This is a genomic window from Kitasatospora sp. NPDC048545 (assembly GCF_040651155.1).
Classification (GTDB): Bacteria; Actinomycetota; Actinomycetes; order Streptomycetales; family Streptomycetaceae; genus Kitasatospora.
Genome location: NZ_JBEZIQ010000001.1, coordinates 168,001 through 190,521, shown reverse-complemented (window position 1 = coordinate 190,521; position 22,521 = coordinate 168,001). Strand labels below are relative to the sequence as shown.

The 22,521-nt window shown below is 70.7% G+C and carries 28 protein-coding genes; 11 read left to right on the top strand and 17 right to left on the bottom strand.

Going from position 1 to position 22,521, the window contains the following annotated elements:
* Positions 1-6: 6 nt before the first annotated feature.
* From AB0D10_RS00940 to AB0D10_RS00930, 3 genes are all read right to left on the bottom strand, one after another.
* A complete protein-coding gene (locus AB0D10_RS00940) occupies positions 7-1,221 on the bottom strand; it encodes a radical SAM protein (RefSeq protein ID WP_360249027.1) in 1,215 nt (404 codons plus the stop codon).
* A gap of 86 nt (positions 1,222-1,307) precedes the next feature.
* Positions 1,308-2,237 (bottom strand): SAM-dependent methyltransferase, encoded by a 930-nt coding sequence (locus tag AB0D10_RS00935; RefSeq protein WP_360249024.1) that lies wholly within the window; start codon positions 2,235-2,237, stop codon positions 1,308-1,310.
* Positions 2,230-3,048 carry a TauD/TfdA family dioxygenase gene (locus AB0D10_RS00930; RefSeq protein ID WP_360249021.1) on the bottom strand — a complete coding sequence of 273 codons (819 nt, stop codon included), beginning with the start codon at positions 3,046-3,048 and terminating at the stop codon, positions 2,230-2,232. Before AB0D10_RS00930 ends, AB0D10_RS00935 begins: the two co-directional genes overlap by 8 nt.
* Before the next feature lie 174 nt (positions 3,049-3,222).
* Between AB0D10_RS00930 and AB0D10_RS00925 the strand changes: the two genes are divergently transcribed.
* Entirely contained in the window at positions 3,223-3,654 is a 432-nt protein-coding gene (locus tag AB0D10_RS00925; RefSeq protein WP_360249018.1) for an NUDIX domain-containing protein, read from the top strand.
* Positions 3,655-3,657: 3 nt separating this feature from the next.
* Entirely contained in the window at positions 3,658-4,812 is a 1,155-nt protein-coding gene (locus AB0D10_RS00920; RefSeq protein WP_360249015.1) for a helix-turn-helix transcriptional regulator, read from the top strand.
* 221 nt (positions 4,813-5,033) lie between these two features.
* Here AB0D10_RS00920 and AB0D10_RS00915 read toward each other — a convergent pair whose 3' ends face one another.
* The 3 genes from AB0D10_RS00915 to AB0D10_RS00905 form a co-directional block, all read right to left on the bottom strand.
* Positions 5,034-5,234: a hypothetical protein gene (locus AB0D10_RS00915; protein ID WP_360249012.1), complete on the bottom strand. Its 201-nt coding sequence runs from the start codon at positions 5,232-5,234 to the stop codon at positions 5,034-5,036.
* A 168-nt stretch (positions 5,235-5,402) separates the two neighbouring features.
* Positions 5,403-5,915: a hypothetical protein gene (locus AB0D10_RS00910; RefSeq protein WP_360249009.1), complete on the bottom strand. Its 513-nt coding sequence runs from the start codon at positions 5,913-5,915 to the stop codon at positions 5,403-5,405.
* Positions 5,916-6,424: 509 nt separating this feature from the next.
* Positions 6,425-7,048: an ATP-binding protein gene (locus AB0D10_RS00905; RefSeq protein WP_360249006.1), complete on the bottom strand. Its 624-nt coding sequence runs from the start codon at positions 7,046-7,048 to the stop codon at positions 6,425-6,427.
* 362 nt (positions 7,049-7,410) lie between these two features.
* On the opposite strand from AB0D10_RS00905, the gene AB0D10_RS00900 reads away from it, so the two are divergent.
* A complete protein-coding gene (locus tag AB0D10_RS00900; protein ID WP_360249003.1) occupies positions 7,411-8,256 on the top strand; it encodes a helix-turn-helix transcriptional regulator in 846 nt (281 codons plus the stop codon).
* Positions 8,253-8,474, top strand: coding sequence for a DUF397 domain-containing protein (locus tag AB0D10_RS00895; RefSeq protein WP_360249000.1), 222 nt, complete (start codon positions 8,253-8,255; stop codon positions 8,472-8,474). Before AB0D10_RS00900 ends, AB0D10_RS00895 begins: the two co-directional genes overlap by 4 nt.
* Before the next feature lie 291 nt (positions 8,475-8,765).
* Here the strand turns inward: AB0D10_RS00895 and AB0D10_RS00890 are convergent, their stop codons facing one another.
* Together AB0D10_RS00890 and AB0D10_RS00885 are read right to left on the bottom strand one after the other, a co-directional pair.
* The gene (locus AB0D10_RS00890; protein ID WP_360248997.1) at positions 8,766-8,996 is read right to left on the bottom strand and encodes a DUF397 domain-containing protein; all 231 of its coding nucleotides are present in this window, start codon (positions 8,994-8,996) and stop codon (positions 8,766-8,768) included.
* A 251-nt stretch (positions 8,997-9,247) separates the two neighbouring features.
* Complete coding sequence (locus AB0D10_RS00885; protein WP_360248994.1) at positions 9,248-9,961, bottom strand: ASCH domain-containing protein; 714 nt, start codon at positions 9,959-9,961, stop codon at positions 9,248-9,250.
* Between the two features lie 390 nt (positions 9,962-10,351).
* Here AB0D10_RS00885 and AB0D10_RS00880 point away from each other — a divergent pair, with 390 nt between their 5' ends.
* The 7 genes from AB0D10_RS00880 to AB0D10_RS00850 all read left to right on the top strand — a co-directional run bounded on the left by AB0D10_RS00880 (position 10,352) and on the right by AB0D10_RS00850 (position 14,883).
* Positions 10,352-10,594 carry a hypothetical protein gene (locus tag AB0D10_RS00880; RefSeq protein ID WP_360248991.1) on the top strand — a complete coding sequence of 81 codons (243 nt, stop codon included), beginning with the start codon at positions 10,352-10,354 and terminating at the stop codon, positions 10,592-10,594.
* Positions 10,566-11,090 carry a DUF6879 family protein gene (locus AB0D10_RS00875; RefSeq protein WP_360248988.1) on the top strand — a complete coding sequence of 175 codons (525 nt, stop codon included), beginning with the start codon at positions 10,566-10,568 and terminating at the stop codon, positions 11,088-11,090. The genes AB0D10_RS00880 and AB0D10_RS00875 overlap by 29 nt, the downstream gene beginning before the upstream one ends.
* Positions 11,091-11,120: 30 nt before the next feature.
* On the top strand, positions 11,121-11,969 hold the full coding sequence (locus AB0D10_RS00870) for a helix-turn-helix transcriptional regulator (protein WP_360248986.1): 849 nt from the start codon (positions 11,121-11,123) through the stop codon (positions 11,967-11,969).
* Positions 11,970-12,102: 133 nt separating this feature from the next.
* A complete protein-coding gene (amcB, locus tag AB0D10_RS00865; protein WP_360248983.1) occupies positions 12,103-13,227 on the top strand; it encodes a cyclophane-forming radical SAM peptide maturase AmcB in 1,125 nt (374 codons plus the stop codon).
* The gene (gene amcA, locus AB0D10_RS00860) at positions 13,224-13,406 is read left to right on the top strand and encodes a multiple cyclophane-containing RiPP AmcA (protein ID WP_360248980.1); all 183 of its coding nucleotides are present in this window, start codon (positions 13,224-13,226) and stop codon (positions 13,404-13,406) included. The genes amcB and amcA overlap by 4 nt, the downstream gene beginning before the upstream one ends.
* 68 nt (positions 13,407-13,474) lie before the next feature.
* Complete coding sequence (locus AB0D10_RS00855; RefSeq protein WP_360248977.1) at positions 13,475-14,173, top strand: pentapeptide repeat-containing protein; 699 nt, start codon at positions 13,475-13,477, stop codon at positions 14,171-14,173.
* Positions 14,170-14,883, top strand: coding sequence for a hypothetical protein (locus AB0D10_RS00850; RefSeq protein ID WP_360248974.1), 714 nt, complete (start codon positions 14,170-14,172; stop codon positions 14,881-14,883). Before AB0D10_RS00855 ends, AB0D10_RS00850 begins: the two co-directional genes overlap by 4 nt.
* Positions 14,884-14,949: 66 nt before the next feature.
* Here the strand turns inward: AB0D10_RS00850 and AB0D10_RS00845 are convergent, their stop codons facing one another.
* The 9 genes from AB0D10_RS00845 to AB0D10_RS00805 form a co-directional block, all read right to left on the bottom strand.
* Positions 14,950-15,765: an SGNH/GDSL hydrolase family protein gene (locus AB0D10_RS00845; protein ID WP_360248971.1), complete on the bottom strand. Its 816-nt coding sequence runs from the start codon at positions 15,763-15,765 to the stop codon at positions 14,950-14,952.
* Complete coding sequence (locus AB0D10_RS00840) at positions 15,762-16,091, bottom strand: hypothetical protein (protein WP_360248968.1); 330 nt, start codon at positions 16,089-16,091, stop codon at positions 15,762-15,764. The genes AB0D10_RS00845 and AB0D10_RS00840 overlap by 4 nt, the downstream gene beginning before the upstream one ends.
* A gap of 56 nt (positions 16,092-16,147) precedes the next feature.
* The gene (locus AB0D10_RS00835; protein WP_360249718.1) at positions 16,148-16,624 is read right to left on the bottom strand and encodes an XF1762 family protein; all 477 of its coding nucleotides are present in this window, start codon (positions 16,622-16,624) and stop codon (positions 16,148-16,150) included.
* Between the two features lie 32 nt (positions 16,625-16,656).
* Positions 16,657-16,917 carry a hypothetical protein gene (locus AB0D10_RS00830; protein ID WP_360248965.1) on the bottom strand — a complete coding sequence of 87 codons (261 nt, stop codon included), beginning with the start codon at positions 16,915-16,917 and terminating at the stop codon, positions 16,657-16,659.
* On the bottom strand, positions 16,917-17,966 hold the full coding sequence (locus AB0D10_RS00825; protein ID WP_360248962.1) for a major capsid protein: 1,050 nt from the start codon (positions 17,964-17,966) through the stop codon (positions 16,917-16,919). The genes AB0D10_RS00830 and AB0D10_RS00825 overlap by 1 nt, the downstream gene beginning before the upstream one ends.
* Before the next feature lie 14 nt (positions 17,967-17,980).
* Positions 17,981-18,436: a head decoration protein gene (locus tag AB0D10_RS00820; RefSeq protein ID WP_360248959.1), complete on the bottom strand. Its 456-nt coding sequence runs from the start codon at positions 18,434-18,436 to the stop codon at positions 17,981-17,983.
* 94 nt (positions 18,437-18,530) lie between these two features.
* Entirely contained in the window at positions 18,531-19,142 is a 612-nt protein-coding gene (locus AB0D10_RS00815) for a hypothetical protein (RefSeq protein ID WP_360248956.1), read from the bottom strand.
* Positions 19,143-19,190: 48 nt separating this feature from the next.
* Positions 19,191-20,042, bottom strand: coding sequence for a hypothetical protein (locus tag AB0D10_RS00810; protein WP_360248953.1), 852 nt, complete (start codon positions 20,040-20,042; stop codon positions 19,191-19,193).
* Positions 20,043-20,614: 572 nt separating this feature from the next.
* The gene (locus AB0D10_RS00805) at positions 20,615-22,390 is read right to left on the bottom strand and encodes a hypothetical protein (RefSeq protein WP_360248950.1); all 1,776 of its coding nucleotides are present in this window, start codon (positions 22,388-22,390) and stop codon (positions 20,615-20,617) included.
* Positions 22,391-22,521 lie beyond the last annotated feature (131 nt).

Sequence of the window (22,521 nt, the reverse complement as noted above, 5' to 3'; positions counted from 1 at the left end):
GGCGGGCTAGAAGAAGGAGCCGTGCGGCGCGGTGAACGAGCCGAGGAATTCCACGAGTTCGTTCTGCTTGCCGTGGACGCAGAACGGGCAGTCCTTGAGCTGCAGGTCGGCCAGGACCTGGCGGCGCTGCTCGCCGCGCCACACCTCGGCGAAGGTCCGGTCCGTGATGTTGCCGATGACCCCGGCGATGCCGGTGCCGTCCTCGGTGCGGGTGCGCTTCTGGGCGCACAGGAACACGTTGCCGTCCGCGCCGATGACCGGCTTGAACTGCTGCCAGTGGCAGCGGGTGTAGCCGCGGACCTGGTGGACGTTGTTGTCGAAGATCCGGTCGACGATGTGCACGTCGAACGTGTCGTCCTGGAGGTCGAGGGCCTTGTCGAGCTCGGTGATCATCCGCTCGTGCAGGTCGGCCGGGATCTCGACGCCCGAGTAGGACTTGTACTGGATGTACGCGGCGCCGGTGTCCTTGACGAGCCGGCCAGCCGCGACGAGGTCGTGGACGTTGTCGGGGTTGATGAAGTACCCGGTGCCTACCGTGCACGGGCCGTCGGCTTCGGCCAGCGCCCGCAGGTTCGCGATGATCTGCCGGTGGTCGTCGTTGCGGTGCAGTTTCAGGTGCACGTCGGGGTCGGAGGAGTCCAGGCTGAACCGCACGTACGTGGCGGCCTGCTTGAGGCGCTTCCCGACGTCGGGGAAGACGCGCGAGCCGTTGGTGACCAGGCCCACCGACATGCTGTGGGAGGCCGCTAGCTCGATGGCGTCCACGGTGGCCGGGTGGGTCATCGGCTCGCCGCCGCCGACGAACAGGATCGAGGTCACGCCCAGGCCGGCCAGCTCGTCGACCAGGCCGAGCAGCCGCTCGGGCTCCATCCGCTCGCTGCGCTCCTTGGAGTGCAGGCTGCTGTAGATGCAGAAGGTGCAGTGGTGGTTGCAGCTGTTGGCCGGGTCGATCTCGACCGAGGTGGGGAACGGGTCCTCCCCGGCGAGGTAGGCGTCGATCACCGGCTTCTGCTGGAGCATCCGCAGCGGGTGGAACATGTGCCGGACCTGGTGCTGCTGCGCGAGTTCGGCGTAGCGGTAGCCGAGCCGTTCGGCGGCGGTCCGGGCGCCTGAGGTCAGCACGGCGACGTCCTCGTTGACGACCGCCGTGGCGGACACGAGCGGGAGCGGTCGTCGACGGCGGGCGGGCTGGGTGCCGTTCGAGCTGGAAGTGCTGTCCACGGGAGCCTCCAGGTTGAAGGGGTGTCGGTCGGATGGGCGTTCGGCGTCGGGTCTCGGCCGTTGCCGCCCAGGGGTGGTCCGCGGGGCTAGCGGGCGTCGGCTCGCAGCGGGCCGGCGGACGTGCGGTCGGGGCGGGGGCCGGGTTTGATGCCCAGCGCGGCCCACACGCCGAGCGGTCCAGTGGCGTCGTCGTTCCACCAGTCGGTCACATCGGCCAGGCCGGGCGGGTACAGGTCCAAGCCGGTGAGCAGGCGCCCGACCTCGTCGCGGCTTCGGCTGCGCAGGGGCAGGCCCGCCTCGCAGGAGGTGGCGTCGCGGTGGGCCGCGACGGCCGGGTTGTAGTCGCTGGCCGCGTGCGTGAGCGACACGGCGCTGCCCGGAGCCAGCCATGCGGTCAGCTGGTCGAGGGCGTGGTGCACGGCGTCGTCGTCGGTGATCCAGTGCAGGACGGCGTTCAGGCTGACGGCGATCGGGAGCGAGGAGTCGAGGTGTCCGTTCACCTTCTCGGCCGTCAGCAGGGTCTGCATGTCGAGCAGGTCGGCGCGCAGGACGCGGACTGCGGGGCCGTCGTCGAGGAGGGCGTTGGCGTGGCTGATAACCACCGGGTCTGTGTCGACGTAGGTGATGCGGACGCGGGCCGGGTCCGCGCCGGCCAGCACGGCGTAGGCGTGCAGGGCGGGCGTGCTGTTGCGCAGCCGCCGGTCGATCCCGGGATAGGGCAGGCCGCACCCCAGGTCGAGGTACTGCACGATGCCGCGCCCGGCTGCCCACTCACTCGCTTTGACGGCGTGCCGCTGGAGGGCCCTGGCGGCGTGCGGCAGCAGCGGGTCGGCCTTGGCCAACTGCTCACACAGGTCCCGGTCGGCCTGGAAGTTGTCGTAGCCGCCTCGAAGGGCATCGGTCACGCGGGCGGAACTCGGCCGTGCGAACAGCTCCTTCAACGCCGTGCTGGGCGGATCCTCCGCGTCTAAGACGGCGTCCAACGCCTGTTCTGCTGTGACGACTTGGTCAAGCACGAGGCTGCTCCGTTCCGTGGCTGGATTGTTCGTCCAGTGCTGCTGCGAACCCGGGGAGCAGCCGCAGCTGCGGGTGTGGGGTGCCGAGGGCGCGCAGCAGCAGCCGTTCGCCGGTGAAGGCGCTGCGCCCGTGCAGGGTCCGTTCGTTGTCGATGAGGAGGGCCTGTCCCGGGCGGAGCAGGATCGTCTGGGCGTGCCTGCGGACGACGTCCCGCAGAGCGGGCAGATGGGGTTCGGCGTCGGGCGAGAAGCGGGCCAGCCCGGGGTCGAGGCGAAGGCGGATCTGCCAGCGGCCGTCGCCGACCTGCCGCAGGACGGGGGCGAAGTGGCCTGCAGCGCCTCCGAAGTAGGCGGCACGGGGCTGGGTCAGCGCGGAGAACGCATCGGGGTGAGCGGATGCCATCTCGCGCAGCACGTTGTTGCCGTCGACGAGGACGGTCTCCCCGCCGGAGCGCGCAGCGACCTGGCACGCGAGCAGGACCAGCCGCGGCGGCTCGGCGACCTGGGTTCCGTCCGTGTGCGGCAGCAGGGCGGCCCGCCCGAAGCCGCCGTACCCTGCCCGGTGGCCGACCTGACCGAGGTCCCGCACCACGGTCAGCCCGTCGGGGCCGCTGTCGCGGTGGACCCGTAACTCCTCCATCAGCAGGCGCGCGGCCTCCAGGACGTCAGCGCGCGAGCGCAGCCCCGCCAGGCCCGCCGCTCCGAGCCCGCGTATGGTCGCACCCACGCTCTCCCGGGCCAGGTTCAGGCCGGGCTGGTCCCGCCGCGGACCGGCCTGGAAGAAGTCGTCCGTGATGGCGTTCAACGGCATGGAGGTCCCCCCGGACTCGGTGGCGGGATGGGTGGCAACCACCTTCTCCACCGCTTCGCCGCGCGTAAAGTGACAAGCTGTCACATCGTGATCATGGCCTGAGGAGGTCAGCGGGAGCGAGGCGGCTGCTAGGTTCGAACTCGCTGTGTCCGACCGCTCACCGTGGATGTAGACATGACCGAACAGCCGTACGTGCCAGCCGTTTTCCCCGTCTCGATCAAGGGCGTCATCCTCGACGGGCAGCAGCGCGTGCTGCTGCTCAAGAACGAACGCGCGGAGTGGGAGCTGCCGGGCGGAAAGCTCGAACTCGCCGACGAGGGCCCCGCCGCGCGCCTGGAGACCGAGATCCGCGAGGAGTGCGGCTGGCACGCCACGGTCGGGCCGCTGCTGGACGTGTGGATGTACGAACCCATCCCCGGCCGGAACGTCTTCATCGTCACCTATGGCTGCGTCCTCGCCCCCGAGGACGCCGGCCGGGCGCCCGTGGTCAGTCACGAGCACAAGGAGGCTGGGCTGTTCCATCGCGAGGAGATCGACGCCCTGACGATGCCCCGCGGCTACAAGGACTCGATCAGCAGCTGGTTCGAGCACACGGCCCGAGGCTGACCGGTGGCCGAGCTGCGGCCCGTGCCCGGCGACGGCATCCGCTGGCACTGGACCACCCCGCGCGCCCAGGAGATCCTGCGCCGCCGCAGCGTCGCGGAGATCCTGCTGCTCTACCGCGACCTGTACCAGGTGCCGCAGCAGGCACTCGCCGACCTGCTCGGCTACTCCAGGACCTACATCTCCCGCCTGGAGACCGGGTCGCGCACCGTCACCGACATCGGCACCCTGCGGCACATCGCCACGTGCCTGGGCCTGCCCCCTCACAGTCTCGGCGTCGCGGACGACGCCGACGGAGACCAGCCACTCGTGATCCAGCTCGCCGAGTCCGTCCTCGCCCTCGCAGAGATCGCCCGCCAGGCCGGGCAGGCCACCACCGCCGTCGGCGAGTTGTGGCCGCTTGTCGCCCGACTGGAGGCCCGCGTCACGGACGGCCATACCGACAGGGACATCCTGAGGCTGCTCGCCCGCGCCCGCGTCAGCCTGGGGGTCGCCCTCGGCCACGTCCTGCCCGAAGAGCGCCTGGCGACCGCGGCCCGCTGGACCGGCAAGGGCCTCGCACTCGCCCGCCGGCTCGACGACCCGAGCCTGCACGCCCACGCACTGCGCCACCACGGCAACGAGCTGCGCAAGGCCCACCTCCTCGGCAGCGCGGTCCACCGGCTCGGTCAGGCGCGAGACCTCGCCCGCACACCACTGGAGCGCGCCGAGGCCGTCATCCTGCTGGCCCGAGCAGCAGGCGCGCTCGGGCACCGCGACCTGTTCGACCAAGCCGCCGAGCAGGCCCGCCAGCTGCTGGGCGAAGCCCCGCCGAGCGCCCTGTTCTCCGCATTCACGGTGCACGAGGTGCGCCTGCGCGGCCTCATGACCACCGACCGCGTCGAGCAGGCCGTCGAACTCCTGGACCGCGCCCCGCGCCCCGCCCTGACGACCAGCTCCCAGTGGCAGATCATTTCGGCGATCACCGCTGGCGAAGCCCTGCTGCGCCGGGGCGATCAGGGCGCGGCCACCGAACACCTGCAGAGCGCCATCGAGGGGGCGGCTCTTCACCGGCTCCCTCACCAGCTTCAGCGGGTCGTCCGCGCCAGCCGGGGCCTGCCCGCCGTGCAGGAGCAGGCGGGCGCCGCGCTCGACCTGATCAAGGCGCAGATAGCTGCGTGACTGCTGCTGGCCGGTCTCCAGAACCGCGTTCACAGGGAGCCTCCTTTCTTGCTGGGCGCGGTGACGGTGGTACGGGCTGGTTGTGGCGGCTGCCGATGGCGGTGAGCTGCGGCCTCGCCTTGGGGGTGGCGCTGCCCGCGCCCTCGCGGCGAGGGTTCTCGTACGGGTGGTGGCCTAGTTCGCCGGGAGCCTCCGTCGCAGTGGCTGAGGACGGGGCGCGCCTAGTCCACGTCCCCGTCGGGGTCGGGCTCGTCAGGTTCGAACAGTCCGGGGACTCGGCGCGCAGGCACGGCGGGCTTCGACGTGGCGCGGCTGCCCCATGCGGAGGGTCGGATCGCGGGCTCCGTGTCGATGGCGTCGTTGACGGGGATCCACTGCTTGGCGGGCGGGAACGGGTCGTACGGGCGTTGCGGCATCGTCATGTCCGATCAGGTCAGCAGCTGAAGCGCGAGAAGTACCGAGAGGAAGCTGGCTGCCGGAGGCATTCCGGCAGCGGCTGGCTCGGTGGTCGCCAGGGGCGCACGGCGGCAAGGTGCGCGCGGCGCTCGGAGCATCGGCCGGGGGCGCAGCACAACCGCGCCCGGGGCGGGTCAGGCGGTCAGGCGGTGTCCCGCTTGGGCGAGTTGGGCGCGGGCAGTGTCGAGGGCTCTCGCCAGGGCGAACGGGTCGGTGAGTGCGGCTCCGAAGCCGGGTACGGTGGACGGTCGGTTCAGCCACATTCGGCCGGAGGCGCGCCGGTCCAGCGGCGGGCACTTCACCTCGCGGGTCGACTCGCGGGCGCCGTCCAGCAGGGCGGTGCCCGTTCCCTGCCACACGGCAGGCCGGGCGGGCAGCAGGAACTCGACCGCCCCGAGGGCCTGGTTGGCGATCACCGGGCCGAGGTGCTGCGGTGCCCGCTCCTGAAGGGTGTGGAACGCGGCCCGCCCGAGGCGATCATCCAGGACCCGCACCACCACGATCGTGTCGCCGACTGGCACCGGCGCGGCGGTTCCGGCCCGCCAGCGGGTCAGCGTCTTCTGCGGGTCGCGGGTCTTCTCGGCGAGCCAGCGGGCTCCTTCGATCTGGGCGGTTCCCGGCGCGGCGGGTAACTCGATGCTGCTCATCTCTTCGAACTTCCGTGTCGTTGACGCGCTGGAGGGGTACTGCTCCGGGGCCTGTGCGGTCCGGGCCCCGGGGCAGCATCGCCGCCTGGCCGGTACCGGGGTCTCGGCCTTGGCGGCTGGTCGGCCCGCCGCGGGGGGTGTGCGGGCCGACGGAGCCGGTGAAGCGTTCCCGAGGTCCCACCCGACTTCGGGGTGCTCCGCCGGCGGTCGAGGAGCTGTGCGGTGCGCGCCACGTGGTGGCGGACCAGGGGTACTGCCGGACTGTCCGTCCCACGGGACGGACAGCCCGCCGGCTGCCCCGGTGCGGGGCAGCCGGCGGGCTCGGGGCCGCTGCGGTGGCGGCCCCGAGGTGCTGGCGGCGTACTCCCCCTCACCCCAAATGAGTTGGGAGGCGCTGCCCTTGCCCCGCCCGTCGGCGGGTACCTGGGGGCGGCCAGCTGCTGCGGAGCAGCGGGTGGTGATCTGGCCGTGGTTGCGGGCCCGGGAGCCTGTCGGTGGCGCTCGCCGTGTCAGGCTGCGCGCTTCCTGGGGGCCGCCCGGGCCCGGGGCGGGCGGATCGCGCCGACACGTATGCCTGGCGCCATCGCCGGCAGCAGGGTCGCGGCCCGCAGGAGAGCGATCCGGCTGGCCACCGTGGTTCGCCCGTCGCGTGGCTCCGGCACGGGCTCCTCCGCCGCCGCAGGAGCGACAGGCAGTCCGGCCAAGGAGACCTCGAGTTCGAACCACACGTCGCGTCGGCGCTTGCCGTCCGCGCCTCTCCGCTCACCCCAACCCATTGCGTCGGCGAGCGAGTCGACGAGCGACAGGCCCCGGCCGGACTCGGCGTCCGGGGCTGCGGTGGGCCGGATCGTGGGCGTGGAGTTCGTCCGGCTCGGGTCGGTGACCGTGACGCGCAGCACCCCGCGCGTCCGGTCGGCGGCGGCTTCCACGCGCAGGGTCTCGTGGCTGTCCTCGCCGCCGACGCCGTGCCGGAGAGCATTGGTGACGATCTCCGAGACGCAGAGCCGGACGGCGTGGGCCTGGTCCGGGGTGAGGTTCAGGCAGGCGAGGTCGGTGAGGAGCGTACGGCGGGCCTGACCGACGGAGGTGTCTCTCGCGGGGGTGTCGAACGAGGTAATGACGGTGCTGTGCATGGCAGATCCTCCGGGCCGGGCAAGGTGGTGCGGCTGGGGGTGAATCCGGCGACGGCCCGGAGGCCGCCGAGAGCACGCGCAGATGCCGGCCACTGGGGGCAGCAGACAGAAGGCGACTTCATGCGGGGCTTGCAGATCGAACCTGTGAACGAGACGCCCGACATAGGCAACTATCACCGTCTGGCACTGGTCCGTGACGGACAGCATGACGGCTGATGCATCGTCAGTGCAAGCCATGTCGCCAAAATCTGTTAATTCCCAGTTTTCGAAGCAAGGTTCTACCGCTGCCAGCGGCCGGTGGTGGCGAAGCGGCAGCTGCGACGTGCAAACTGGTCCCCGGACAGATAGGGAGGGGGAAGCGGATGGCCGCAACAGTGCCCCGCGTGCGGTATCGGCGCGCCGCAGCCGAGCTACAGAAGCTCCGCAAGGAGTCGGGCAAGTCGGCGCAGGAGGTGGCCGTAGCCGTCCCCGGCATGAACCTCATGAAGCTGTCCCGCTACGAGAACGCGGCCGTCGCGCTCAAGCCTGAGGTCGTGAAGGCGCTGCTCGACTTCTACGAGTGCGCCCCCGATCTGGCAGAGGTCGTGCTTGAGGGCCTTCGCGACACCGGCCGTCCTGGCTGGGTCGCCGGCTACGGCGACCTCAACCCGCTACACCAGGATCTGATCAGACTCGAAGAGACAGCGGTCAGCTGCCGGTCCTACGAGGTGTCATACATCCCCGGCCTGCTCCAGACGCGGCGGTACGCGCACAGCATCATCGCCTCCGGCTCGCACAAGGGCTCCAGCGTCGATGCGCGGGTCGAAGTCCGGATCAACCGGCAGGGAGTGCTGACCCGCGAAGAGAACCCTTTGAAGCTCTGGACAGTCATCCACGAGTCGGCGCTGACCATGAAGGCGCCCGACAACATCATGGAAGACCAACTGGACAGGCTCATCCAGTGGAGTCAGCGGGACAACATCACGATCCAGGTCATGCCACTCAAGGCACCTCCGCACCCGGGCCAGAACGGCCCCTTCACGATGCTGGAGTTCCCGCTCCGAGCCCTCGACCTGGTCCTGCTGAGCGACATGATCAGCAGCAGATGGGTCGAGGACCCCCAGGAGGTCGAGACATACCGCTCGGCCTTCGACGAGATCATGGCGAATGCCCTTGGTCTGGAAGATTCCCTCACCCTCATCCGCGAGAAGAGAGAACTGCTCAAGTGACCCACTACCCCAACGCAGCGGACCTGCCGGTCGTCTGGACGAAGGCCCAGGCCAGCAACCCGAACGAGAACTGCGTCGAGTGCGCTGCCGCCGGCAACAACACCGTTGCCCTGCGGGACAGCAAGGACCCGAGCGGCCCCGCTCACCTTCACCCTGAGATCGCCTTCGGGGCGTTCCTGACCGCCGTCGCCACCAACACGCTCGTGCCGGTTGCCTGACCAGCCTGCACTGCGAGCGCGGCCCGACACCTCCGTGGCGTGTCGGGCCGTTCGCGTACCCGCCGTCGGCGATCCGGCCGAGCTCGTCCCAGTCGACCGTCGGGTTCGAACCGGCCAGCCGCCCTCGTGGAGTGCGGCCCGCTGCGTCCGTGGCGAAGCGGGCCGCACAAATGCCCGGCCAGGATCGAGGCCCCGGCGGCGCCGAGCGCGCGGTCAGGCCGCTCGATCCTACGAAGACGACCCGTAGACCGCTACACCTCCCGTTGCGGGAAGTCGACGGCCTGATGCTGCTCAGGGCAGCTCGTTGAAGTCGCCTTCCCGCACGCCCTGCTGGAACGCCTTCCACTCGTCCTGGTCGAAGACCAGCGGCGGCGCGGACTTGTCGGAGCCGTGCCGCATCACGATGTACTCCCCGACGAACGCAACCTGCGGACCCTCCGGCGCGTCCGGCGCGGCCAGCCACTGCGCCCCCGTGAGGTCGAGGTCGCAGGGCTTCGGAGTTCGGCTGGGCTGGTTGGTCACGGATGCTCTCCTGGTCGGCGGCGCTCACGAGTAGCCTCGCGGCAGCGCGGGCTTCCGCAAGTATCCCGCCGTGCCGGACTCGCTGTCCCCGCTCTGCCGGGCATCCGGGGCACGTCGTCGAAGAGCGGCCGGACTTCGGCCGTGCGCTCTGGTGACGGTCCGGCCGGAGAGTGGTGCTGCCGGGGCGCGCACGGTCAGCAGCCGCAACCCCGCCGCGGCGAGGTGCTGCCTATGGTGAAGCCCCCAGCCCATCAGGACTCCCTCGAGGGTGGGATGGTCACCGTGGCGCTGCCCGGAGTCTCCGAGTCGAGCGGCGCGCGGATCTCGATGGCGAGGGCACCCAGCTGCTGCTTCTCAGGCGGGTAGATGCCGTGCAGGGCGGCGAGGATTCCGTCCCGGTCGGTGGTGGGGTTGATCGTGGCTGAGTCCTCGTGATCCAGGAGGGCGGCGAAGTCCGCATAGCGGCTGACGCGAACGACCTTGCAGGTGAGAGGCGCGTCGTCGTCGGTGTGGAAGATGATCTGGTCGCCGACACGGATGGCGGTCTTGGCCGGACTGGCGGTTCGTACTTCCACCGTCTTCGCGCCGGAGGCGACCAGTTGGTGGTACTCGGGCTGCAGGTGCAGATCGTGGGTTCCGGTCGGGCTGCGGTCGTCAGGCAGGGAGCGGCGAGCGACTCGGTCGAGGTGCCGACGGAAGACCTGGTCGGCGTCGGGGGTGCGGCTGCGCAGGGCGACCATGGCAGTGAGGACCACGTCGCACAGCTCGGCCTGCAAGTCGGCCTCGGTGTGGCTGCGACCCTTGCGCGGGTTCGAGCTGAGGACGCCGGCCAAGGCTTCGCTGACCTCGCCGACCTCCTCGCTGATCTTGAGGATGCGCATCAGCTGCTCCTGCTCGGGCGGCAGCTTGGCGTTTCTGTCCAGCCAGCCGACGAGCTGGGCGACGGTGTCCCAGGGATGAGCCACTGGTACTCCTTCGAACGTTGGGTGTGGCCGGCGATGCCGGTGCGGTGATTGCCGTCAGCGACGAGGGGTCTGGCGATCCTGACCTCCCGGCCGAGCGGCTTGCTCGCTGGTGGCGTGGATCTCGCTTCCCCTGGCAGGTGATCGACCGTAACGGGATGACTGCGCTCGGTGCCAGACAGTTGCGCGGATTTGCGCTCCAAGGCCTTGGGCTCACGCCCGCTGCCTAGCGATGACGAACCGAATGTGACGAATGATCAGCCGTTGACGCTACTGAAGCTACTCGGAGGCGGCAGCCACCAACACGGTTAGGATGTGGTGCCCTTGACGGTGGCCACTCAGTCAGGAATCGTCATGCAAATCCACGCAACCGAGTTGCAAGGGGGAGTTGGCATGGCACTACGGTTCATCGGGATCGACCCCAACACGGGGGACGACGAGTGCCCGACGGTCTGGTACGACGACGAAGCTGACGAGATCGTCGTACAGGGCTGGAAGGCCGGCAACGAGCTGCGCGCCAGGTGCCTGGAGACCGGAAGCATCCCCGATTCGGAGGATGTGGTTCGGCTGCCGGTCCGCATGGTGCCGATCTTGAGGAAGGCATGCAATGCCGCCGAAGGTGCCCACGTTCGCTGAGCAGTTGACCGCCGCACGCTCCACGGCGGTCCATCTGGAGATGCGGGACTCCTACAGCGTGACGAAGGAGGCGCAGGCGTTCGCGGCGTGGCGGGACGGCTTCCGGTACGACCCGGCCGACCGGGCATCCTGGTGGCGTCCGTGGCTGTCCACGATCGAGGAGACCGTGGGCCGGGGTGTCGAGATCCGCCGCGCCCGGATCGTGTCCGAGCCGGTGTCGGAGTACATCCGGTTCGAGCACTCCGGGACCTTCACCAACATCGCTGCAGGCGAGCAGATCCGCTGGCTGGCCCGGCGTGAAGCATCGGACATTGCCCTGCCGGGCAATGACTTCTGGTTGTTCGACGGCGAGTTGGTGAGGTTCAACCACTTCACCGGCGACGGGGAGTCTGCGGGGCCGTCCTTCAGTGACGACCCGGCGGTGGCCCTGCTGTGTGCCAGCGCATTCGAGGCGGTCTGGGAACGGGCCGTGCCGCACGAGAAGTTCAGCGTCTGACCGCCACCCGTACCAAGCACGGCAGCAACTATGTCGATCTCCCCGTCCTCCAGCGTTCAGGCGGCCCGCGTGGCGCTCGCCGCACGCCTCGGCGAGCTGATGCGCGACGCCGGCCTGAGGGGCGGGGAGCTGTCAGTTCGCTGCGGCTGGCACGCCGCCAAGACCTCCCGCATCCTCAACGCCAAGGCAGTCCCGTCGGACTCGGACATCCGGGCGTGGTGCCGGGCCTGCGGCGCCGACGATCAGGCCCCTGACCTGATCGCCTCCAACCGGGCAGCGGACTCACTGTACGTCGAGTGGCGGCGCATCACCCGCACGGGCCTGCGCCACGCGCAGGAGGCCCGTGTGCCCCTGTACATGCGCACGAGCCACTTCCGCGCCTACTCCTCCAGGGTGATCCCCGGGGCCTTGCAGACGAGAGGGTACGCCGGCGCCCTGCTGCGCATGGTGGCCGACGTCCGCCAGACTCCTGACGATGTGGCCGATGCTGTCGACGCCCGCCTCGCCCGCTCCCGGGTCGTCTTCGAAGGTGGGCGCCGCTTCGTCGCCGTCATCGAGGAGTCGGTACTGCGGTACCGGGTCGGCGACGAGGCGGTGATGGCCGGGCAACTCGGGCACCTGCTGACGGTCATGTCGGTGCCATCGGTGTCGTTGGGCATCATCCCGTTCACGGCGGCCCGCACCGTGTGGCCCACCGAGTCCTTCAACGTCTTCGATGACCGGCAGGCCGGCGCGGAGTTGCTGTCGGCGCAGGTCACGGTGACCGCGCCCAGCGACGTCGCCCTGTACACGCAGGTGTTCGCCCGGTTCTCCGGACTCGCGGTCCACGGCGCCGCTGCCCGCACGCTGATCACCGCCGCGATCGACACCCTCGGGTGACTCGTGCGCAAATCCGCGCAACTTCGTTGAGGCCCGCGAGTGTTGGCCCGTAGCTTCTGCCAGGGCCACGGGATGGGGCTGCGCCCCGTACCGCCGACCGTTCGACGTCCTCGACGCGCGAAGGAGGCACCACGTGCTCGGCCGATACGCCCGCAGGATCGCCGCAAAGCCCCGGACCCTGGTGGCGCAGTGCGACCCCTTCTGCAACCTCGCTTGTACCTACTGCTATCTGCCGTTCAAGGCCCGGCGCCGGCCGATGCCCGTCGTGGTGGCCGAGGCCATCGCCCGCTCCGCCGCCGACTTCGCCGGCACTGGCACGCCGCTCGACCTGGTGTGGCACGCCGGGGAACCCACCGCCCTGGGCGTGCGCCAGTTCGCGGGCCTCGTCGCCCCTTTCGAACAACTGCGCGGCGAAGGCCGCCTGCACCACTACATCCAGACCAACGCCACGCTCATCACCCCGGCGTGGTGCGAGTTCTTCGCCGACCACGAGTTCCGGATCGGGGTGAGCATCGACGGCCCGGCGGATCTGAACAGGCAGCGGGTCGGTCTGGGCGGAAAGCCGGCATTCCCGCTGATCATGAAGGGCATCGACCGTCTGCGTGCCCACGGTCTGAGGTTCTCCGTGATCGCGGTCGTCACGACCGACAGCATCGGCCATCCCGAGATGCTGCTGGACTTCTTCGCCTCCCTCGGATGTGACAGCGTCGGCTTCAACATCGAGGAGCAGGAGGGCGCCAGCTCTACCCGCCCGACCCCGACGTTCGAGCAGGCCGTCGAGTTCTGGCGGCGCACCATCGCCTGGACTCGACGCAACCGGGACCTTACGGTGCGCGAAGTCGACAGGCTCGGTGGTTACCTGCGGGCCCTGCGTGCGGGCGACGGCTGGCGCTCGGTGCTCATCGACCCGATCCCCACCATCTCTGCGGCGGGCGACGTCGTCCTGCTGTCGCCGGAACTCGCCGACACCGTCGCTGCGGACTACAACGACTTCCGGGCCGGGAACGTCCAGGAGCAGTCCATCGCCTCGATGCTGGAGAACGCCGCCCAGCTCAGGTACGTGGACGAGTTCCTGACCGGCCTGGACCGCTGCGAGGCGACCTGCGAGTTCTTCGGCTACTGCCGGGGCGCGCAGGCCGGCAACCGGTACTTCGAGACCGGTCGCTTCGACACCACCGAAACGAGCTACTGCCGCGTGTCGAGGCAAGCTCTCGTGGTCGCCCTGTCCGATACCGTCCGAGAGGAGCAAGCCGCATGACCCTGCTCGAACTCCTGAAGGAATCCGACGCGCCCGTGATCATCGACCTCACCGACGCCACCAGCGCGCTGCCGGCCGTCGCGAAGTTCGACAACAGGCCGACGTGGGACAACGCCAACGCCGCTCCGGCGTTCGACAACCGCCCGACGTGGGACAACTGGAACAAGCAGGGCAAGTAGTCGCAGCCTGCGGTGCCGGGCCCGCAGTTCCGCGGGCCCGGCACCGCAGCCCGAGAGAGAGCAGCATCGTGAACGACCGCACCTTCCGCCGCGTCACCGTCTCCCTTCCCGGCATCGACGACGGCTACCTCTCCAACGTCGCCTCCCTCGACAACCCGCGCGGCATCGTCCAGGAGTTCCGCTACGCCGACGCCGATCTGCGGGCTCTGGAGCTGGCCGACACCACCCTGACCAGCGGGCGGATCTCCGCGGTCCGAGCCGAACGCGTCCGCCTAGAGGAGGTCCGGGCGGACTCCGTGGAGTTCGAGGGCTGCGACCTCGGATCCGCGCAGTGGAGCGACAGCAAGCTCTCCCGGGTGGTCTTCCGCGACTGCAAGCTGATGGGCGCGACGTTGACGGGCCTGACCCTCGACAACGTCCTCTTCGACGGCTGCAAACTCGACTTCGCCACCTTCGCCCAGGTCCGGGCCATCGGCCCGATCGTCTTCTCCAAGTGCACACTGACCGAGGCCACGTTCACCGGCTGCGATCTCAACCGGGCCGTCATCGACGCATCCACGCTCCGCCGCACCGAGTTCGAACGCGGCTCCTACCGGGAGCTCGACCTACGCGGCAACGACCTGTCGGAGGTGCGCGGCACCGGCAACCTGGCGAAGGTCATCCTCGACCGGGGGCAGGAGGCCGAACTTGCCCGTGCCCTGATCACCGAACTGGAGGTGGTCTTCGGGGAGGACCTGGACGACCCGGCTCGTGGCAGTCGCCGGTGAGCGCAAGCATCGCCGTGCCCCCAGGCGACCTCCGGCAGCGGTGCGAGGCCACATCCGTGCGCACCGCCGCTGGCGATGCCGTCTACGAGGACGGGGCGGTGGTCCCGGCCGGGCCCTGGCAGCCGCTCACCGACGACCTGTGTCACCAGCTGACGCCCAGCGCCGACACCGCCGACGCCACGCTCGTCGAGCTGGTCCGCGCCGCCGACATCAAGCCCCACCTGCTCACCGCACCCCACGTCACTGCCCTTGGCCGAGCCGACAGCTACCCGAACGCCGCCACCACCACGCCGAACTACGCAGACGGGCGACGCATCGGCCTGCACCTCGACAACTGGGACAAGCTCGACTACGAGAACAAGGCGCGCGGCCGTCGACGCCTGTGTGTGAACCTCGGCCCTGGAACCCGCTACCTGCTGCTCTGCAACATTGACATCCAGGCGATCTGCCGAGCAGTGCGCCCCGACTACGCGACGTGCTACCCACACACCGATGACCTGCGGGCCTACATCGCCGCAGGGCTTCCGCTGACCTGCCTGCGTATACGGCTCGCGCCCGGCGACGGCTACCTCGCCCCGACGGAGTACCTACCGCACGACGGATCCACCGCAGGCTATGCCGAGCCATCCACCGCGGCGTTCTGGCTCGGCCACTGGACTCGGGGAGCGTTCAGTCCTCCCCTCCTGGCGCGTGGCGGCGAGGCCGGGTGAGGGTCAGCGCGTCCCCCTGAAGCTGCCCACCGGCAGCCCTACGCCCTGTGCGTGCGCCCGGACCGGCTACCTGACGTGATGTTCCCCCACGTCGGGCCGCAGGCCGAAGGCGCGGGTGCAGCGAGGGTGCGCGATCGGCCACTCGGCGGCGTCCTCGACGGTGCGCAGGGTCCTGGTGGCCTTGTCCGGGTCGGGGTGGCTGGTCCAGCCGCAGTCGTAGCCGTCGAACACCTCGACGAACTGGACGCCGTGTTCGCGGGCGACCGCGAGGGTGCCCGCGTTGTAGGCGACGGCAGTCCGGGCAAGGGTCGCGGCTTCGGCCCAGGCCCTGACGGGAACTCGAGCGCCGTTGCGGTAGATGACGCGGGCGAGGGGGTGGGCGGCGGCGAGTTGGTCGGCGAGCGCCTTGGCGGCCTGGAGCGCGGTGCGTCCGGTGAGGGCGGTGGGGATCTGCTGGCGGGCTGCGGCGCGGGCGGCCCGGTAGAAGGCGCTGGCACGGCGGACGGTCTGCTGGGAGTGGCGCAGCAGGTCGGTGTAGGTGTCGGTGGTGAGGGTCCGCACGGCGTGCTGGTGGCTGCTCGTCCACGTGAAGGCGGTGCCGAGGGTCGTGGCTGCGGTGCCGGCGCCCTGCTCGTAGAGGGTGGGCAGCTGCTGGTCGGCGAAGTCGTGGACGGCCGTGTCCACTGCCCGCTGGAAGCGGCGGATCGCGGCGGTGAACTCGGATAGGGCATAGGCAAGTTCCGGCCGGTGGCGGCCCTGGAGGGCGGCGAGGACGGCGGCCTGCGCGGCGGCGAGGTGCTGCCAGGCGCCGGTGAGGGAGTCGGCGGCGGTGGCTGCTGCGGCGCGGGTCTGCTGGCTGTCCCCGGCCGCGGGGTGGCTCACCGGGTGCGCCGGGCGGCCCGGATCGGCACCGCTTCGATCTGGTGGAGACCGTCCGCGCCGACGGGGGTGTCGTCCGGGCCCTCGGCCGCTTGGAGGGCGGCGATCTGCCGTTCGATGCCGGTCAGGTTGGCGGTGCGGTCCATGGTTACCACGCCGTCCACGACCAGGCGCAGCGGCTCGGAGAGCAGGACTGCGCGTCGTTCGGCGAGGACTTCGAGCGCGACTGCGCGGGCGGTGCCGAGGCGCGCGTGCCGGGCGGTGAGGTCGTCGGTGGGGGTGGTGGGGCCGAGCTGTGCGAGGAGCCAGGCCAGGGCGGCGGGGTCCACGGGCGGTCTCCGTTCGTCGAGTGTGCTGCGGCACCCGGGGAGGGGCCGGGTGCCGGTCACCGGGAAGTGGTCGGCGGGTCGTGGTGGGTGGGCACGGTGATCTCCCACCGGATTCGCGGGACCTGTTCGGTTCCGTGGCTGGTGCGCGGCCGGGAAGGGGTGTCCCAGCCGGTTCGGGCCCGGCAGTCGGCCGCATGCCGCCACCCTGCCGCTCGCAGGCTGGCGCCGCTCTCGCCTGCCTGGGTGTAGGTGATCGCGCGCCGGTAGCCCATGGCCCGGGCGGCGCGCCAGATGGCCCCGTACAGGAACGAGCAGGCGTTGGGGTGCCCGGCCGTTGCGAGGCGGGTGACCTCGACGGTGAATCCGTCGTCCAGCGCCCGTGCGACGGGCCGCCCTACGATGGCGACGCCGACCAGGTCGCCGTCGGCCACCGCGCCCAGCGAGAACTTGTGTCCCTGCGGGGCGCGGTGGCTGCGGTGGACCTGGTCGACGTAGTCGCTGGCCGTGCGGAACGCCACCGGCGCGACCGTCATCCGGCCGGTCAGCGTGTCAGCAGAAGGCACCGCTACTCGGCCGTGCTCGCCCGGGTCTTGCGGGCTCGGGCGGCGGGAGCCGCCAGCGGAGGGCCGCCAGCAGCGTCCTGGTCCTCCTCCTCGTCACCCTCGCTCGACTCGTCCTCCTCGTCGTCTTCCGGGTGGAAGGCGTCGGGGTGGGTGATCAGGTCGGCCACCTCAGGCGGGACCTGGTCACCGGGCAGCAGGAGCAGCTTCTCCCCGGTGTCCGGGTGGTGGACGTGGACGGCGGCGGCGAGCCGCTTGCCGGCCATCACAGGACCTTCGCGACGATGTGGCAGTCCGGCGTGTGGAGGACCGGCATCGCCACGGCCGCGCCCTTGGACCAGATCTGCACCGGGTCGTCCTGCGCACCGCGGGTGAGGATGATGCCGGGGGCGTCCTCGCGGGTGATCTCCGGGTTCGTGCCGCGCGCCAGGACCAGGGCCTCGGCAGTGACGCCGTACTGGGTCTGGCCCCACTTCGCCCGGTCGGGCGGCAGCATGATCCACCGGTCGTCGGGGATCACCTTCGTGGCGACGTCGTCCACGTTGACCTGGCCCTTGTAGATCGTGACCGGCGGCAGGCCGTAGTTCGCGCGGACCGTGTTGACCTGGGCGGGGTTCAGCGTCTGGGTAGGCGTGTTCGACGGGTTGACACTGCCGAAGTACGCGGCCCGGTAGGCGTTGTTGCTCGCGAGGTAGGACAGGGCGCGCCGGGAGGTGATGACCATCTCCGGCTCCGGTGCGCCGAGGTCGTCCAGGTACTGGATCCAGCTCAGCTCGTCGCGGATCGGGTCCGACGTCGGGTCGGACCACGGCTTCGCGACAACGGGCATGTTGCCGGCCGGGACGCCGAAGTCGATCTCGATCGTCAAGCCGTTCTCGGCGTTGAGGGTGAACTTGCCGTCGACCAGCACGTCACCGGCAGCGAGTTCGAGGCGGGAACGGATCGCCTCGACGTGCCGCTCGGCGTCGTCGTACAGCAGCTCCAGAAGCCGGTCCTGGTCGGCGCCGTGGGACTGCTCCAGCAGGATCTGCTGCTGCTCACCCACGATCAGCTTCTGGCCCAGCGGCGGCAGGAGGCCTTCCCGCGTGGTCTCCCACGCGGTGCGGTCCGCGAACGGCACGCTGGAGTCGTAGGCCCGGTACTTGGCGGTGTTGACGCGGCGGCCGTTCTGCTTGATCCGCCACTTCACCTCGTTGCTGACTAGCGTCGGGAACACCGTGCTGGTCAGCAGGAAGTCCGCCGGGGATGGGATCGAGCGCGCGAACGTGGTGAGGTCGTTGGCACTGACGCCCTTGATGAGGTCCTGAATCGTCATTGTTCAGCCCCCCGTCACACGAACCTGATCAGCGCGCCGCCCGCAGGCGAGAACGTGACCTTGGTCGGGTCGATACCGCCGGGGATCTTGGCGGTGCGGGCAACGCCGTGCCACAGCAGGGCGCACGGGATCTTCGGCTGGCCAGGCGCGAACAGGGTCTCGTCGAAGACGAGGCCGGCGAGGACCTGGCGGCCGTCGACGGCGGCCGGGTCGTACGGGCCGTACAGGCCCGAGGCGGTGATCCGGCCGAGCGGGACGCCGGACAGCACGCGGCTGTAGGGCTGGGCGGAGTCGGTGGACGCGACGTAGTGGGTGCCGGCGGTCAGCTTCGACGCGTCGATGGTGACGGTCTCGGTCTGGTCGGTGCCGTGCAGGGACGCGAGCCAGGAGCGGTTCGCGGTGTACGTCGCCGAGGTGGTGATCGGCTGGATGGTCAAGGAGGTGATCGCCTTCGTGCTGTTGGCGGTCACGCACTCACCTGCTGGTGGTGCCGTCCACGAGAGGGCGGTTGGGGCGTGGTCCCCGTCCCGGGTAGCTGCCGGGTCAGGCCGCTGTGGCGGCCGGTCAGGCGGTCACGTAGCCGCGGCGCTTGGCCATGTCCAGGCCCGCCGATCCGGCGGCCGGGGTGTTGTGGCCGCGCGGCGGCGGGCCTCCGGCCGGGGAGCCACCAGGGGCCGGGGCAGGCGCCACCGTGCCTGGGGCAGCGAACAGTTCGGGGCGCCGTTCGGCGAGCTGCTGCGCGGCGTCGGTGACGGCCTGCTGGTCAGCGTCGTCCGGCGCGCTGAGGAGGCGGATCGCGTCGTCCAGGTTCTGGCCGGTCGCGCCGAGGCGGCTCAGCGCGGCGTGCCGGACGGCCTGGTTGAGGCGGTCGATGGCCTGCTGCTCGCGCTGCGCCGCGGCCTGCTCGCGCTGTTCGGCGGCCTGCTCCCGGCGCTCGATCTCGGTCAGGGCGGCCTGCTCGGCGGTGCGCTGCGCTTCGACCCAGGTGGCGAGCGCAGTGGCGTCCACGAAGCCCAGGTCAGTCACGAGCTTCTTGACGCCGGCGCGGGAGCCCTGGTCCTTCTCCCGCGTGAGGAGTTTGGCCAGCGTGTCCTGGGTGATGAGCGTGCTGCCCGGCTCCGGCGCGGACGGCGCGGTAGCGGGCGGAGTCGACTGGGGCTGGGGGGCGGTGGTCATCGGATTCCTCCGGCAGCAGCGCCCCCGCGCCGGTGATCAGTGTAGCGACTACCTCGACGGGGTGACCGACGCGAACACCCCGGGGGAGGAGACCACTGTCCATCCGGCCGTCCTGGTCCACCGGAAGATCGTGTCCGGGGCGTAGTAGCTGGCCAGCCACAACTCGTCCACGTGCGGGGGAACATCCGGTTGGCCCTGGGGCTGGAAGGCGTTCGAGAGCGCCATGCCGATGCTCATGTGCGAGGAGTCCGCCCAGACGAATAGCACGGTGTGCAGGCCGTTGTCCTTGCCCTGCTGGAGTTTGCCGAGCTTGTTCGCGGCGGTGTTGCCGAGCAGGAACGCGTCTACGTACGGGGTCACTGCCTCGGCGGTGGCGGTCGCGGTGCCCGTGTCGAGGGTGCTCGGGATGATCCGGCCGCGCACGTTGGGACCGTCACCGATCCGGGCGACCGTTCGCAGGCCGAGGGCGCGGATCTGCGCGACGTCCTCGGGGACCGGGCTGCCCGCAGGGGCGGCGGCTTCCCACTCTCGGGTGCTGACGCGTTCCACGCCCCGAGCCCCCAAGGCGGCGAGGAAGTGGACCAGCTGCTGCTGGGCGGGACCGCCAACGGTAGCGAGCCTGGTGAACTCCACGAACCAGCCAGCCGAGAGCTGCGGGTGCACGGTGCTGACGTGCTTCGCGTTGAGGGCGGCCCACAGTTCGGCCTGCTTCCGATCGAGGTTGGAGGTAACCTCCAGCGCGATGGTCGGCTCGGCCTGCCCCGGTGCAGCGAGAAGGGCGTCGATCATGCCCGGTTGCGAGTTGTCGTCCCGACTGTGGGTGCGCGTCCCGAGAACGTGGTTGACGAGGGCTTCTGCGGCTAGCTCCTCGTGACGGGGCGACTTCGGCGTCTTCGGCACGCTGTCACGGTAGCAAGTTGGCTGCCCGGCCACCTCAGCTTTCCGCATGGGTTCCCTGCTGGGAACCCATCAGGTCACGCAGCATGGGTTCCCCGCTGGGAACCCAGCAGGTTCCCGATCGGGAACCCTGGAGTTACCGATCGGGAACCCCTTTCTGTTCCTTGTCTTTTCCTCTCTCAGTACCTTTCCCCCTACCCCCCAAGGGGGGCGACGGGAGCAGCATCGTGGCGACGAGCCCAAGCGGCCCGGCCGACCGGCCACCCCCCTCGCGGTGTCCGTGACTCCCGGACCTGGCAGCCAGGGCCAGTCACCCACCCGAAGGCCCTGAAGGCTCCCAGAGCGGGTCGCCGCGATCTTGGGGACTCCCAGGATGATTGATCGTTTCTGCGCCCGCAGGAGGGCCTTTCAGGGCTTCGGGGCGGGCCTGAGGGCAACGGGGGTGGCATGGCCCTCCCGGGTCGGCGCAGGGCCCTGATTCTGGCCGCGAGCTGCCGCGTGTCCCGGCAGACGCCGAGTACCGCCATGTCCGGTAGCGCCCAAGAGGAACATGCCGCATGGCCTCCCGGCTCGGGCTACGCCTCGGGCGCCTTCCGGCCTGCCGGTTCCGGAACCTTCGGCAGCTGCGGCCCGGCCGGACCGAGCCCGAGGAACGCCCGCACCGCCTCGTTGTCGCCGGTCGCGTCCGCGAGCCGCACAGCCGCCTCGAAGCTGGCCTGCCTGATCCGACGGACCTCCTCCGCCGCGTCCTCGATCGGATAGCCGACTGCGGCAAGCATCCGCACCGCCGTCTCCAGGCTCAGCACCCCGGCACCGACACCCTTCACCACCTCGTCCAGTGTGGACGTCCGGTCCGTGGGCACGTGCGGCCCCCACACCAGTTTCGCCGCGGGCAGCTCCCCGTCAGGCCAGCCCTCGACTCGCCCGGCCTGGAACAGGCGGCCGACCATCTTCAGCAACAACGCGTACTTGTGGTCGCGGGCAAGGCGCATCTCCCCGACCAGGGAGTCCAGCGGGCCGAGCGCCAGCGCCAGCGCGTACCCGGACGGCACCTGGGAGGGCTGCAGCGTCCCCAGCCCGGACGACGTCAACCGGCTGTTGCCGGCGAGCCGGTCCAGGAGGTGGTCGGTGCGCTCGCGCAGCTCCGCGAGCTGCGCGGAGGTGTCCAGCACGGTCATCGACCCGCCGTCACCCAGCGAGATCACCGTGCCCGGCTTCACCTCGATGGGCAGCGGCATGCCGGTGGTCCGGTCCTTCTGCACCCGGGCCCCGGACACGGCCAGCAGCGGCTGACCGGTCGTCGCGGACGCCGCCGACGAGTCCGTGTCCGTCGCCGAGATCTCATCCAGGACCTGCATCACCCTGGCGATGACGGGCTGCCCCCAGTGCTCGCCGGCGTCCGGCACCGAGTTGGTCAGGTGCACCACCGGCACGAAGTCCAGGTGCAGGTCCAGACCCTGGAGAACTTCACCGTCCGCCCGCACCCGGTACGTCGCCTTGTCCCCGGGCAGGTTATTCACGTCGTGCCCGGCCTTGAGGTCTTCCAGGAGCCATTCCGCATCCGTCAGGTAGCAGGTGATCAGAGACGGCCGCCCCGGCGCCCACGGGTACACCCTGCTGATCACGCCGCTGACCGGGTCGGCCGCGTCCCCCGGGGCGAGGACCTGCCCGCCGTCCGGCCCGGTTGCCCACTCCCGGTGCGCCCCGCTGCTCCCAGTCGCCGGAACCGGCCGAGTCGCCGCCCCGATCGGCCCCAGCTCGTACGTGATCCTCCGCAACCGCGCCTTCTGCCCTGTGCGCGGATCCTCCGGGAGCTCCCACGCGAAGTGCACCCGGCCGGGGAACTCGCCGCCGTCGACCTCGTCATCGAACTCCGGGAAGAAGAACCCCGGGTCGAGGGTGCGCAGCACCGGCCGACCGGCCTGCGGGTCCCACGCCAGGGTGTACACGCCGTCACCAGACCGCACAGTCGACCGCTCGCACTGCTGCATGCGCAGTGGCAGCAGCTCCCGGCGGGCCCAGTCCCGCAGCTCCTCCTGTACCTGCGCCGCTGCCCGTGCCTGCGGAGTGCCCGCGCCGACCTGGTTGGCTTCGGCTCCGGGCACCACGATCTGCTGGGACGCGCCGAGGAGGTAGCCGAGCGCCGCGGCGTTGAGCTTCGCCGGGTCTCCGAGCTCGCGTCGGTCAAGGCCGGACTCGTCTCCGCCAACGAAGGCCAGCTGTCCGGCCTGGTTCTGGTCGTACGCGGCGAGCACCCGGTACGCCTGGAGGCGCCGCAGGTCCTCCGGGGGCACCCAGCCGCCTGCCAGGTCCCCGAACGGGCCGACTCCGGACCGGACCGGCTGAGACATGATCGGCTTGTAGTTCAGCCATGACCACGCGTCGATGATCAACTCTCGAAGGCCCACGGGCGCTGCCCTCCCAGGCAACCACGCCCCCGCGCCGCAGGTCAGCCTAGACGCCCGGGCAGGAGGCCCCCTCC

Coding starts and splice junctions, on each gene's coding strand:
- AB0D10_RS00930 (WP_360249021.1), bottom strand. CDS start 3,048: ATGCCGTTGAACGCCATCACGGACGACTTCTTCCAGGCCGGTCCGCGG.
- AB0D10_RS00925 (WP_360249018.1), top strand. CDS start 3,223: ATGACCGAACAGCCGTACGTGCCAGCCGTTTTCCCCGTCTCGATCAAG.
- AB0D10_RS00915 (WP_360249012.1), bottom strand. CDS start 5,234: ATGACGATGCCGCAACGCCCGTACGACCCGTTCCCGCCCGCCAAGCAG.
- AB0D10_RS00910 (WP_360249009.1), bottom strand. CDS start 5,915: ATGAGCAGCATCGAGTTACCCGCCGCGCCGGGAACCGCCCAGATCGAA.
- AB0D10_RS00905 (WP_360249006.1), bottom strand. CDS start 7,048: ATGCACAGCACCGTCATTACCTCGTTCGACACCCCCGCGAGAGACACC.
- AB0D10_RS00900 (WP_360249003.1), top strand. CDS start 7,411: ATGGCCGCAACAGTGCCCCGCGTGCGGTATCGGCGCGCCGCAGCCGAG.
- AB0D10_RS00880 (WP_360248991.1), top strand. CDS start 10,352: ATGGCACTACGGTTCATCGGGATCGACCCCAACACGGGGGACGACGAG.
- AB0D10_RS00875 (WP_360248988.1), top strand. CDS start 10,566: ATGCCGCCGAAGGTGCCCACGTTCGCTGAGCAGTTGACCGCCGCACGC.
- AB0D10_RS00870 (WP_360248986.1), top strand. CDS start 11,121: ATGTCGATCTCCCCGTCCTCCAGCGTTCAGGCGGCCCGCGTGGCGCTC.
- amcA (WP_360248980.1), top strand. CDS start 13,224: ATGACCCTGCTCGAACTCCTGAAGGAATCCGACGCGCCCGTGATCATC.
- AB0D10_RS00835 (WP_360249718.1), bottom strand. CDS start 16,624: ATGACGGTCGCGCCGGTGGCGTTCCGCACGGCCAGCGACTACGTCGAC.
- AB0D10_RS00830 (WP_360248965.1), bottom strand. CDS start 16,917: ATGGCCGGCAAGCGGCTCGCCGCCGCCGTCCACGTCCACCACCCGGAC.
- AB0D10_RS00825 (WP_360248962.1), bottom strand. CDS start 17,966: ATGACGATTCAGGACCTCATCAAGGGCGTCAGTGCCAACGACCTCACC.
- AB0D10_RS00815 (WP_360248956.1), bottom strand. CDS start 19,142: ATGACCACCGCCCCCCAGCCCCAGTCGACTCCGCCCGCTACCGCGCCG.
- AB0D10_RS00805 (WP_360248950.1), bottom strand. CDS start 22,390: ATGTCTCAGCCGGTCCGGTCCGGAGTCGGCCCGTTCGGGGACCTGGCA.